This window comes from Pantoea coffeiphila, from assembly GCF_016909495.1.
In the GTDB taxonomy this organism is placed as follows: Bacteria; Pseudomonadota; Gammaproteobacteria; order Enterobacterales; family Enterobacteriaceae; genus Erwinia; species Erwinia coffeiphila.
In genome coordinates this window covers 264,583-277,407 of the sequence record NZ_JAFBFW010000006.1, presented here as the reverse complement: position 1 = coordinate 277,407, position 12,825 = coordinate 264,583, and the positions used below count along the sequence as shown (strand labels likewise).

At 57.0% G+C, this 12,825-nt stretch carries 9 protein-coding genes; 3 read left to right on the top strand and 6 right to left on the bottom strand.

The features are described from left to right. Position 1 precedes the first annotated feature (1 nt). Together alr and aspA are read left to right on the top strand one after the other, a co-directional pair. On the top strand, positions 2 to 1,072 hold the full coding sequence (alr, locus tag JOE09_RS20070) for an alanine racemase (RefSeq protein WP_205067005.1): 1,071 nt from the start codon (positions 2 to 4) through the stop codon (positions 1,070 to 1,072). Positions 1,073 to 1,210: 138 nt separating this feature from the next. After that, positions 1,211 to 2,635 (top strand): aspartate ammonia-lyase, encoded by a 1,425-nt coding sequence (gene aspA, locus JOE09_RS20065; protein ID WP_205067004.1) that lies wholly within the window; start codon positions 1,211 to 1,213, stop codon positions 2,633 to 2,635. Between the two features lie 346 nt (positions 2,636 to 2,981). Here aspA and codA read toward each other — a convergent pair whose 3' ends face one another. Genes codA through codB form a run of 3 tightly spaced genes read right to left on the bottom strand, consistent with a single transcriptional unit; the run spans position 2,982 to position 6,723 of the window. After that, entirely contained in the window at positions 2,982 to 4,220 is a 1,239-nt protein-coding gene (gene codA / locus JOE09_RS20060) for a cytosine deaminase (RefSeq protein ID WP_205067003.1), read from the bottom strand. After that, a complete protein-coding gene (locus JOE09_RS20055; protein WP_205067002.1) occupies positions 4,217 to 5,452 on the bottom strand; it encodes a PucR family transcriptional regulator in 1,236 nt (411 codons plus the stop codon). The genes codA and JOE09_RS20055 overlap by 4 nt, the downstream gene beginning before the upstream one ends. Before the next feature lie 2 nt (positions 5,453 to 5,454). Next, positions 5,455 to 6,723 carry a cytosine permease gene (codB, locus tag JOE09_RS20050; RefSeq protein ID WP_205067001.1) on the bottom strand — a complete coding sequence of 423 codons (1,269 nt, stop codon included), beginning with the start codon at positions 6,721 to 6,723 and terminating at the stop codon, positions 5,455 to 5,457. Positions 6,724 to 7,056: 333 nt separating this feature from the next. Between codB and JOE09_RS20045 the strand changes: the two genes are divergently transcribed. Beyond that, a complete protein-coding gene (locus JOE09_RS20045; RefSeq protein ID WP_205067000.1) occupies positions 7,057 to 9,486 on the top strand; it encodes a membrane-bound PQQ-dependent dehydrogenase, glucose/quinate/shikimate family in 2,430 nt (809 codons plus the stop codon). A 97-nt stretch (positions 9,487 to 9,583) separates the two neighbouring features. On the opposite strand, the gene JOE09_RS20040 is transcribed toward JOE09_RS20045, so the two are convergent. Genes JOE09_RS20040 through JOE09_RS20030 form a run of 3 tightly spaced genes read right to left on the bottom strand, consistent with a single transcriptional unit; the run spans position 9,584 to position 12,814 of the window. Next, positions 9,584 to 11,269, bottom strand: a complete 1,686-nt coding sequence (locus JOE09_RS20040) for an AMP-binding protein (RefSeq protein WP_239553200.1) — start codon at positions 11,267 to 11,269, stop codon at positions 9,584 to 9,586. Beyond that, positions 11,244 to 12,506 (bottom strand): MSMEG_0569 family flavin-dependent oxidoreductase, encoded by a 1,263-nt coding sequence (locus JOE09_RS20035; protein WP_205066999.1) that lies wholly within the window; start codon positions 12,504 to 12,506, stop codon positions 11,244 to 11,246. Before JOE09_RS20035 ends, JOE09_RS20040 begins: the two co-directional genes overlap by 26 nt. Positions 12,507 to 12,523: 17 nt before the next feature. Then, a complete protein-coding gene (locus JOE09_RS20030) occupies positions 12,524 to 12,814 on the bottom strand; it encodes an MSMEG_0570 family nitrogen starvation response protein (protein ID WP_200559095.1) in 291 nt (96 codons plus the stop codon). Between the last annotated feature and the right edge of the window lie 11 nt (positions 12,815 to 12,825).

The window sequence follows — 12,825 nt, the reverse complement described above, 5'->3', positions numbered from 1 at the left end:
TATGCCTCGTCCAATTTATGCGGAAATTAACACAGCCAACATTAAGAGTAATTTCGAGATAATTCGCGGAGTTAATTCCGGACAAAAAATGTGGTCCGTTGTAAAAGCCAATGCTTACGGACATGGTATCTCAAATATCTGGAGACACCTTAATTCTACTGACGGATTCGCCCTGTTAGATCTTAATGAAGCCCTTTTACTGAGAAAGGAAGGCTGGACAGGAAAAATACTGCTTCTGGAAGGTTTTTTCGAGCACACGGATCTCGAGATCATTGACGAACACCAGCTAACTTTTGCCGTTCACAGTGACTGGCAGATCGACGCGCTCAGAAACTATCACTTCGCCAATAAGGTTGATGTGTATCTCAAAGTTAACTCTGGCATGAATCGCCTGGGCTTTACACCTTTCGAAATCGGCAATGTTCTGAATAAATTGCGCCGAATTCCGTATATCAACTCTGTAACACTGATGAGCCATTTTGCTAATGCTGATACCCGGGAAGGGGTAATCGAACCCATGATGACAATCGATAACCTGCATACCCCAGAAAATGTAGAGCACTGCCTGGCCAATTCCGCCGCCCTGCTCTGGCATCGTGATACGCATCGCAACTGGGTTCGTCCCGGCATCATTCTTTATGGTGCATCACCGTCAGGAAACTGGGCTGACATTGCCGACACAGGTCTGAAACCAGTAATGAGTCTGAAGAGCAAAATTATAGCCATCCAACATCTTAAAAAGGGTGATGCTGTTGGATACGGCGGAAACTTTCGTGCCACGAATAACCAAACCATTGGCGTAGTCGCCTGTGGATATGCTGATGGCTACTTCAGAACATCCAGAGAAGGCACGCCGGTGTTGGTAGATGGCGTGCGTACGGGTCTGGTGGGACGTGTCAGCATGGACATGCTGACGGTCGATCTGACCTCCTGCCCTTCCGCCTGTATTAACAGTGATGTGGAACTCTGGGGAGAGCACCTGCCGGTTGATGTGGTGGCCAATGCAGCTGGAACAATCGGATATGAACTGCTTACGGCACTAGCCCCCCGCGTAACGGTAAGGGTTATCTAACAGGCTGAGCCTGCACGAATCGCAAAAATTTAACGGCACTTATTAGCGGGATACGGTTCTGCCAGATAAATCTGCGCAGAGCCCTCATTGGCTCTTCACCAGGGCCTTATTCTAGTCCGGAGTAATATGGAGCATCTTATGCATCCTCTGTTTCGAGAAGAAGAAGACTTGATTGGTACTCGTCAGATAAACGACGCCTGCTATTACGGCATTCATACTCTTCGTGCCGTGGAAAATTTCAGAATAAGTAAATCCCGCATCAGCGATTTTCCAGAATTCATTAAAGGCATGGTGGCGGTGAAAAAAGCAGCCGCGCGCGCCAATAATCGGCTGGGGACGCTCAGCGTGAACATATGCGAGGCTATAACAACCAGTTGCGACAGGATCCTTAAAGAGGGTCATTATATCGATCAGTTCCCCGTTGATGTCTTTCAGGGAGGAGCTGGCACTTCACTAAACATGAACGTTAATGAAGTCATCGCCAATGTTGCACTGGAAATTATGGGGTATGCCAAGGGACGGTATGACGTCATTAATCCCAACGATCACGTCAATATGAGTCAGTCTACAAATGATGCCTATCCAACGGGTTTCAGACTTGCGGTATACCGGGAAATTCAGCTCATGCTGACGGCGCTTGATGATCTTAAGCATGCCTGTGAAGCGAAGGGCAAGGAGTTCTCACACATTTTAAAAATGGGGCGTACTCAGTTGCAGGATGCGGTTCCAATGACGCTTGGGTTGGAGTTCCGTGCTTTTGGCACGGCATTAAAAGAAGAAAAGAAGACAATAAACTATGCTGCCGGTTTATTACTTGAAGTTAACCTCGGCGCGACGGCAATCGGTACAGGGGTGAACACTCACGAACACTATCAATCAGTTGTGCTCGAGGAGCTCCGACATGTCACGGGTCTGCCCGTAATGCCCTCTGAAGATCTTATTGAGGCTACGTCAGACTGCGGCGCATATGTGTTGCTGCAGAGCACATTAAAGCGTCTGGCCATCAAGCTGTCGAAAATGAGTAACGACCTGCGGTTGCTCTCATCGGGTCCCCGTTCAGGATTGAATGAAATAAACCTCCCTGAAAAACAAGCAGGCTCTTCAATCATGCCAGGGAAAATTAACCCTGTGATCCCGGAAGTTGTTAATCAGGTGTGCTTTAAGGTCATGGGTAACGATCTGTGCGTCAGCATGGCTGCAGAGGCCGGTCAGTTACAACTCAACGCAATGGAGCCGGTGATATGCCAGGCGCTGTTTGAATCAATTGATCTTCTCAAAAACGCTATGAATAATCTGAGAATTGACTGTATCCAAGGCATTACGGCCAATGAAGGCATTTGTCGGGACTACGTGCTCAGCTCCATAGGAATTGTGACGCTGCTGAATCCCTTCATTGGACATCATCACGGCGATGACGTGAGCAAACTTTGCAGGCTGACCGGAAAAAGTGTCAGAGCAATTGTACTTGAAAAGGGGCTTATGACTGACACCGATCTGGACAACATTCTCTCCCCTGAAAACATCTCGCGCCTCAGCCGTCTCACTCAGGATCCAGTGAGCTGAAGTAGCCAGGAACGTATTTCCCGCGGGCGCGAATGTGCCGAGATTTACGACGGTCTGCACATGGGTGGGGAAGAACACCCTCCTTCCCCACCGCTAGTTAATCAGGAGCTGAAATGTCTACAAAAAATAGTTGGCCGATCTTAATGCCGCCGGAATTAACGACGTGCATACCGTATTTCATAATCCTTCATGAGATATGCTTTTGAACATGGAACTGATCCTTCCCTTTCAGGATTTGAAAAATGTCCACTGGGGCTGTGGTCGTTGATACCGGCATCTTCACTGGCCGCTCCCCAAAAGATAAATGCATCGCAACGACCGTCTCGTCGGGGGCCACCGCCATGCATCACTCGGGATAGCCAATCCGTTCCGGCTGGCGCTGCATAATAATTTTGCCGTGTCGAATCGAGGTCAGCACCCGGGCCTGACGGCACACCGCATCGTAGTCATTTTCGGCATCCAGGATCAGCAGGTTCGCCGGGCGTCCTTCGACAATGCCGTAATTATCCCCGAGGCACATCGCCCGCGCGCTGTTATCGGTAATCAGGTCGAGGCAGCGCTGCAAATCGTCATACCCCAGCATGTGGCAGATATGCAGACCGGCATCAAGGATGCGCATGATGTTGCCGTTGCCCAGCGGATACCACGGGTCCTGGATGGAGTCCTGCGCAAAGCAGACGTTGATCCCGGCACGGTCCAGTTCCGCCACCCGCGTGACGCCGCGACGTTTCGGCCAGGTGTCGAAGCGGCCCTGTAAATGAATGCTCTCCGTTGGGCAGGAGATAAAGTTAATGCCCGACGCCTTAAGCAAGCGGAACAGCTTGGAGCAGTAAGCGTTGTCGTAAGATCCCATGGCGCAGGTATGGCTGGCGGTTACTTTCGCCCCTATCCCGCGCACCCGGGCTTCTTCCGCCAGCACTTCCAGGAAGCGCGACTGCGGATCGTCGATTTCATCGCAGTGCACGTCGACCAGGCAGTCGTGGCGCTCGGCCAGGTCCATCAGGAAAGCCAGCGAACTGATGCCCTTTTCGCGGGTGAATTCGTAGTGTGGAATGCCGCCCACCACGTCGGCACCCATCTCAATGGCGCGGGTCATCAGCGCGCGGCCGTCGGGGAAGGATTCAATGCCCTCCTGCGGGAACGCCACGATTTGCAGGTCAATAAGATGAGCGGCCTCTTTTTTCACGGCCAGCATGGCCTCAAGCGCCGTCAGGGAGGGGTCGGTAACATCAATATGAGTACGAACGTGCTGCACGCCATTATCGCGCAGCATACCAATGGTTTTCAGCGCGCGCTGGCGCGTATCTTCAATCGTGACGGTCTGTTTGCGCTGGCTCCAGCGGGCGATCCCTTCGAACAGCGTGCCGCTCCGGTTCCACTCCGGCTCGCCCGCCGTCAGCGTGGCGTCAAGATGGATGTGCGGCTCAACAAACGGCGGGATAACCAGCTTTTGCTGTGCGTCGAGATCGTCGGCCCCGGCCACCTGCACGGAGGTCTGCTCGGTGATGCGGTTAATCACGCCGTCAGTTAATTCAAGGGTATAGAGTGATGCTTTATGGCGCAGGCGCGCGTTGATTAGTTTCATAGATGTTCCCGTAAATGGTTTTGTGACATACGCCAGATCGTCAGCGCGACCGAGGCGTTGAGATGGAACTGTGGATGACCGATCGCATAGCCGGTCAGCTTTTCAATACGTTGAATGCGTTGATGCAGGGTATTGCGGTGGATGCCCAACCGCTCGGCGGCCCTGACCACGTTGCCGTTCTCCTGGAACAGCGTTTCCAGCGTCTCCATCAGCAGCCAGGGGCTTTTGCGGTCGCGCTCTATCAGGCAGCCGAGGTGGTCATGCATAAAATCACTCAGCAGCGCCGGGTCGTTAATGGCAGAGAGCAGCTTGATAAACCCCAGCTGCTGATAGTCGCTGATGCGCTGCGCCGGGCGCAGGTTTTCACTCAGATCCAGCGCCTGACGCGCCTGCGACAGCGCGCGCTGATAGTCCTGCAACTGCTGCACCTTCGCCGACAGGCCGCACAGCAGCGACAGCCCCTCATTGCCTTCCGCCAGTTCACGCAGCCACTGCTGCAACCACGTTTTCTGCTGATAAAAATCATCTTCCTCGTCCGGCAGCAGAAAGATAAACATATTGCCGCGCTCGACCAGCGGAAAGCTGTTGCCCTGCTGGTTCAGCTGCTGCTGCAGGCGCTGGCGAAGAGTACGGCGCGCCTGCTGTAGCCAGGCTTCGGCCTGCTCGGGGGGAAACTGGCGAAACAGGTTTTGTATCCCCTCAAGGCGCAGTGCCGCCACGCGCAGCGGGCGGGTGAAATCCAGCTGCTGATGGATTGCGCGCTGCTGTAGCATCTGCAAATCGGGATAATCTCCGGTTAACAGCTGCATCAGAATATCGCGCTGCGACTGCAGGGCATTTTCGCTGCGTACCAGGGCGGTGCCGATGCGCTCGGTCACGATCACCATCTTCAGTAAATAGGGCTGCTCGATCAGCGGAATACCCAGTTCGTCGGCCAGTGCGATAAGGCGCGGCGGGATTGACTGAATATAGGCGTCACCGGTGAGGATCACCATGCCGGCGATCCCGCGCTGTTTGCCCTCCATCAGCAGCTGGATCAGATTATCCTCATCGCGGGGATGATTGATGCCGGTGATAAACACCAGCTCTCCCCCCATGATCCAGTCGGCGATAGTTTCGTTTTCCGCCACGTAGTACCAGCGCACCGCCAGCTGCAACCCCTGCCCGCCCGCGCGCAGCCGCATGGCGGAAAGCCCGTCCAGCGCAAGGATATCGCTTAGCGTCAGGCTCATGCTTACTGCTCCGCGACCGAATCGGCGGCGGGCTGGCGTTTGCCGAGGCGGGTCAGAGCAATATAGACCAGCGCGGAAACGCTGATACCCACCAGCGGAGCGATCCAGGGCGACAAATAAGCCGCAACGGCGCCCACCGCATAGGCACCAAGCCCCGACCAGTTAAAGCGCGGTAAGCGGGCCGTGTGCAGTAAAGGATAGCGGCCGCCACGATAGAACCAGTAGTCGGCGAGAATTACGCCGCCGATCGGTGGAATGATGCTGCCCAGCAGCACCAGGAACGGGATCAGCATTTCATACATACCGCCAATCGCCAGCAGAATACCGACCCCGGCGGAAACGACCGTCAGGGTGCGGCGGCGTTCGCTGCGCAGCAGATGGCAGGCGGCCGCCGAGACGTTATAAATCGTCGGCCCCTGGATCGTCAGCAGGTTGAGGCACAGCATCACCACCGCAGCGGCGGACAGCCCCTGCAAAATCAGTACCTCGACGATATCGGCCTGCTGGTAAACGATCGCACACCAGGCTCCGGCCACAATCATCAGTCCGTTACCCATCAGGAAGCTGCTCATACTGGCCACAATGGCGGTACGGCTGGAGCGGGCCAGGCGCGTCCAGTTTGTCGCCTGGGTCGCGCCGCTGGCGAAGGTGCCGAATACCATGGTAATCGCCGCCGACCAGGTCATGGTTTCGCTGGCGTTCGGCTCGATCCGGGTCATCGCCTGCCAGCCACCGGCGTGATGAGCAGCGATATACATCGATATCACCAGCAGAATAAACATCAGCGGCACAGACACGCGGGACAACGCATCCAGCCCCTTGTAGCCCACCAGCGCGGTGACGCAGAACAGAATACCGAACAGGATCATCAGCGGAACGGTCATCACCTCGGGTATGCCGAGGATTTTGACCAGTGAAATAGCCACGGTCGCCGTCCCCCAGGCGTACCAGCCCAGCTCAGCGAAGCCCAGGATAAAATCCGCCAGCTTGCTGCCGATTTCTCCGAAGCAGAAACGCCCCATTAGCACGGTATTCAGCCCGCTGCGGGCCGCGATCCAGCCGAGCGACGCAGCATAGAGGGCCAGCAGCAGGTTACCAATCACGGCAATCCACAGCAGGTTAACAATGGAAAACGAGACGCCAAGTTTCCCTCCCGCGAACATCGTACCGGTAAAGAACGTGAAGCTGAACAGGACCATGGAAATCGAAAATACACCCTTGCGCCCCGAGGCGGGCGCTTCGACGAGCGGGAAATCATTGCTGTTTGACATAGTTAACCTCTGAGTGGCTGTCTGAATGGCTATGCCAGTAGCAGCAAGAGATATGCCAAATTTATCCGGGCAGAGGCCACATAGCAAAGTGGGCACTTTGCACATAAAACACCGCTAACGCGCCGTCAATTGTCATGAAAGTGTGCAAAGTGCAGGCTTTCGCACCATGACGGAGCAGCGGTGTATGTATGCACATCTACTCAAAGTTCGATGGCCTTTATTTTAAAAAAAAACTAACATTGCGGCTCTTTTTTACATGTGATTAACAATCCTTACTTTTTGTAAGGCTTTAGCCTTGTCGTTAGCGCATGAGTTACACCTAAGGGAACAATTATGTCGGGTCACAAAAACACCAAAGCGGCGGCCGTTTGGCTGTCAGTTTTGGGTGCCATCATTCTGCTGATGGCCGCTTTCTTCATCTACTTCGGCTGGCAGCTGGTCAGCCTGCACGGCAGCGCCTACTTCCTGATAGCGGGAATCGCGCTGTTGGTCTCTGGCATCCAGATTATCCGCCAGCGTGTTAGCGGCGCGGTGCTGTATGGCGCAGTGCTGGTGGGCACGGGTATCTGGGCGCTGTGGGACGTGGGCCTGGATTTCTGGCCGCTGGTCTCAAGGCTGCTGACGCTGGCCGGATTTGGCATTTTAGTGGCGCTGTCACTGCCGCTCCTGCTGAAGCGGTCGGGTAAAAAAGCCTGCTGGAAATTCTCCGCATCGCTGGCGGGGGTGCTGGCGATCGCCTTCGGCGCGACTCTGGGCGGGATGTTTATCCCTCATGCACCCATCAGCGCGTCGGGTGAGTCTCTGCCGCTGGTGAAAGTGAAGCCGGGCGAAGAGCAGGTCAACTGGGACAATTATGGCAACACCTCGGGCGGTTCGCGCTTTGTCGCGCTGGACCAGATCACCCGCGACAATGTGAAAAACCTGCAGGTCGCCTGGACCTACCGCACCGGGGATATCCCCGTCAGCCCTAACGGCGGCGGCGCAGAAGATCAGCAGACGCCTTTGCAGATCGGTAACCGTATCTTCTTATGTACCCCGCATAACAACGTGATTGCCGTTGATGCCACCACTGGTAAAGAGCTGTGGAAAACGGAAATCAACGCGAAGCAGAAAAAGTGGATGCGCTGCCGTGGGCTCGCCTACTTCGATGCCCAGGCACCGTTAAAGCAGCCTGATATGCCGGACTCCACACCGGTCGCCAGCGTCTCAGTGCCGGCAGCGGCACAGTGTCAGCGCCGCATTCTGATGAACAGCGTCACGCCTGAGCTGATCGCCCTTGATGCCGACACCGGTGAGTTCTGCCATGACTTTGGCAACAACGGCCGGGTCAGCCTGAGCGACCATATGGGCAAAGGCGCGGACAAAGGCGAATATTATCCGACCTCCGCACCGACGCTGGCGGGCACCACCGTGGTTATCGGTGGCCGCGTGGCGGATAACGTGGCGACCGATATGCCCGGTGGCGTCATTCGTGGCTTCGATGTGATCACCGGCCAGCTGCGCTGGGCGTTTGACCCGGGTAACCCTGAGCAGAAACAGGCACCGGAGGGGGATAAAACCTATACCCGCTCCACGCCGAACGTCTGGGCACCGATGTCTTACGACAGCCATTCGAACACCGTGTATATGCCAACCGGCAGCGCAGCGGTGGATTTATGGGGCGTCAAGCATAACGATCTGGACCGTAAGTTCGGTGCGTCGATGGTGGCGGTTGATGCCAGCACGGGCCGGGTAAAATGGGTCTATCAGACCGTTCACAACGATCTGTGGGACTTCGATGTTCCGATGCAGCCGTCCTTCTCTGATTTCCCGGGTGCGGACGGTAAAAAAACGCCGGCGCTGATTTTCGGCACCAAGTCAGGCCAGCTGTTTGTTCTGGATCGTGCAACCGGCAAGCCGCTGACCAAAGTGGAAGAGCGCCCGGTCACCCAGGGGCAGATCCCGGATGAAAACTACTCGCCGACGCAGCCCTTCTCCGTTGGCATGCCGACCATTGGCGCGGATGTGCTGAAAGAGTCGGATATGTGGGGCGCAACGCCGTTCGATCAGCTGCTGTGCCGTATTCAGTTTAAATCCAAACGCTACAACGGGCTGTTCACCCCGCCGGGCACCGATCCTTCACTGAATCTGCCCGGTTCTTTGGGCGGTATGAACTGGGGCGGCCTGTCGACCGATCCGGTTAATAATTTACTGTTTCTCAACGATATGCGCGTGGGTCTGGAAGTACAGCTGATCCCGGCTTCGCCAGAAATCCAGGGCATGAAAAACGACGGTAATGAAGCGGCGGCCATCAGTCGCCCTCTGCCGCTGTCAGGCACACCGTATGCGATCAATGCGAAAGTGCGCTTTATGTCGCCGCTGGAAATCCCCTGCCAGAAGCCACCGTTCGGCACGCTGACCGCCGTTGACCTGAAAACGCAGAAAATTGCCTGGCAGGTTCCGGTTGGCACCGTCCAGGATACCGGACCGTTTGGGGTGAAAATTGGCCTGCAGATGCCTATTGGTATGCCGACCATCGGCGGTACGCTCGCCACACAGGGCGGCCTGGTGTTTATTGCCTCAACGCAGGATTACTATCTGCGCGCTTTCGATACCTCAACGGGTAAAGAAGTGTGGAAGGCCCGCCTGCCGGTCGGCAGCCAGGGCACGCCAATCAGCTACAAATCGCCGGTAGACGGTCAGCAGTATCTGCTGATCTCCGCGGGCGGCGCGCGTAATTCGCCGGATCGCGGTGATTACGTAATTGCTTATAAACTGCCGTGATTTAACAGGTTGGAAAGCCGGTCATCCTTAGCGGGATGACCGGTTCTTAACCCACGAAAATGCCTCTGCCACAGCAATCCCACCCGGCTCTCCCCGTTTAAACCGCCAGCATTCGCCTGACGATTTTCCCCGAAAACGTTTTAGGCAGCGACTGCCGGAAATAGATCCGCCGAGGCAGCACATGCCGCCCACATCGCGCCGTCAGCGTTTCGCGGATCTGCTGTTTCAATATCTCCTGCTGCTGCGCATCTAAGTCCTTCGTCACCACGTGCAGCGCGACCATTTCACCCAGCAGATGATGCGGTACGCGGGTCGCAACCACCTCCACGATCCCCTCCAGCCCGGTCAGCGCATTTTCGATTTCGGCCGTTGCCACCCTTTTGCCGCCAACGTTGATCACTTCATCCATGCGGCCCCGCACCACAATCCGGCCATTTTTCCTGACCGCGCAGTCATGGGTCAGGTAATGCCAGCGCCTCGAAATTTTGACCCAGTACTGTCTGTCGTGCGCCTCATCGCCGTCCCATAACGTCAGCATCGCGCCGGGGCCTAATGTGTCTTGCACCACCAGCAGCCCGGCAACGCCGTCCGCGCAGGGCTGGTAAGTTCCCGGATGAACAATGTCCACCCGGCGGGTAAAAACGGCGTTCAGCGCCGATCCTTCCCCGGCAAGCAGCGGCCAGCCGGATTCCGTCTGCCAGTAGTGGTTTTCACATCTCACCGCCAGATGATTTTTAACCCATTGTTCGGTGGCATCATCCAGCGGTTCCCCCGCAAGATAGAGGGTGCGCAGGGAAGAAAGGCCGCGCGGCGCGCCCTGCTGCCGTGCCAGACGAATTGCACCGGCAATGGTCAGCACGCGTGTGATGCCCAGCGCATCAATCATCTGCCACCAGCTCTGGCCGGGGGCGTTTGCCGGACTGGCCTCGCACATCACCGTGGTTAAACCCGCCAGCAGCGGCGCGTAAACCCCATAGCTGTGCCCGGTTACCCAGCCGACATCCGCTGAGGTAAAGCAGATTTCATCGTCGCCGAGCCTGAACAGATGATGCAGGCTCGCCAGCAGGGCAACGGCATATCCGCCGGTATCCCGCACGATACCTTTCGGCGTGCCGGTGGTGCCGGAGGTAAACAGAATATGGGACGGTTGGCTGGACTCCAGCCACACGCAGGGCGTGATCTGCCCCTGGTGCCGGGCGAGGTGCTCAGCGAACTCAGCCGTTGCGGTATCAACGACCCGCATCGTTTCTGACGAGGGCGGAACAGGCGGCAGAATGTCGCGCCCGCGCGGGTCGCCATGATGCAGCAGCAGTAAAGGGCGGCAGGCCGCGATGCGCTGAGCCAGGGCATCGCCGGTCATCGCGGAATACACCACGACGTGTACCGCCCCAATACGCGCACAGGCCAGCATCGCCACGGCGGCCTGCGGGGTCATCGGCTGGGCGATCAATACGCGGTCGCCCGGTTTTATCCCCCACTGAATCATCAGGCTGCTCAGCGCATTGACCTGCTGCCACAGTTCGCGATAGCTCAGGCGATGCGTCTGCCCCTGATAATCGCGATGGATAATGGCGCATCGCTCCCCGCGCCGATCCAGATGGCGATCCAGCGCGTTGAAGCACAAATTCGTGGTGCCATCCGGGAACCAGCGGCAGCGCGGCCCCTGTTCCGTTAGCGACACCACCTGCCGGAAAGGGCGCTGCCAGTGGATGCGCCGCGCCTCCTGCTGCCAGAACGCCAGGCTGAATCCATCCCGATCATCGTGCATCGTTAACATAGTCATTTTCAGCAGGCTCCGCGCGCACAGCGTGATGTGCAATATGTTTCGCCAGCCATTCGGCATCTTCGCCCACCCCTTCAAAACGGCCCGATCCCCACGTCCACAGCCACGGCAGACCGAGGAAATAAAGCCCGGGGTGCACCGACACACCGCGGGTATGGCGCGGATAGCCGCTGGCGTTAAAGGCGGGAGCATCAATCCAGCTGAAGTCGGTGTGAAAACCGACGGCCCAGATAATGGCGCTGATATTGCGCAGGTCTATCGGTCTTGCCCCGGGCTCTGGCTGCCACAGAGGCTGATAGCGCGCCTCCGCCGGGGCATCAATACCCTGCTCGGCAATCCAGGCATCAATACTGTCTTTGATTTTCTGCGAGGTGGCGTCCGCGCCGTCAAGATTGCGTTGCAGATCGTCGGCCGTCAGCAGCTGGCCTTCGCGATAGCCAAGCAGCCGCCCGTAAAGCTGCATGCCCTGTAAGGCAAAGGCCCGCAGATCGATGTCGCGTCCGCCGTCGCGCCCGGTGACGTAGTGGTTGGTTTTGCGGCGGGCGTCTTCGCCCAGCGGATGGTTATCCACTGTTAAACGGTAATGGCCCATCTGCTCCAGCCACTCAACCACATCCTTTCCGCGATAGAAGCGTGCCACGCGGGGCGCGCTGCCGACGCATAAATGCACGCGGCGGCCGTCAAGATGCAGATCTTCGGCGATCTGTGCGCCCGACTGCGCGGACCCCACCACCAGCACCTCTCCCTCCGGCAGCTGCCGTGCGGATTTGTAATCGGCGGAGTGCACCTGAGCAATGTGTTTCGGCAGCTGTGCCGCAATCTCAGGGAAACGCGGGCGGTGGTAATTGCCCACGGCCACCACCACCCGGTCGGCGAGAAACTCCCCGGCGGAGGTGCGCAGCTGGAATCCTTCACCGCGCTGAGTCACCTGTTCCACCGTCACCCCTTCACGCAGCGGGGCGTTAAAGCTGCGGGCATAGCGTTCGATGTAGGCCACGATATCGTCACGCAGCATAAACCCGTTCGGATCGCTGCCGTCGTAGGGGAATCCCGGCAGTCTGCACTGCCAGTTAGGGGTCACCAGGCAGAAATTGTCCCAGCGCTGATGACGCCACGCCCAGGCCAGCTGATGGCGTTCAAGTACGATATGGCGAATGTGTCTTTGCGTCAGATGCCAGCTCATGGCGAGCCCGGCCTGCCCGCCGCCAATAATGACCACAGGATAATGATTGTTCATAAGGTGTCCGCTTGTTGTCAGGCCGTTACAGGCTTAATAGTTTCGACAATGACGACCTGCTCCGGGCTGAACTGCTGCGCCCTGAGCCTGATTGCCGCCGACTGATCCATCGCACTGGAGCAGAAATAACCGAATTTTGCTTTCACCCGTTCGCTGGCTTCATCCAGCGCGCGGACCGTCGTGGCGATAAACTCATCCAGCCGGTAGGGGTGATTGACCAACAGGTGTTTCTCAATCGCCGTAGACGGGGAATAACAGGTTTCTTTGCTGCCGTCCGGCCAGCAAACGACAAAGTGCATTGCAGGCATTGCTCGCTCCT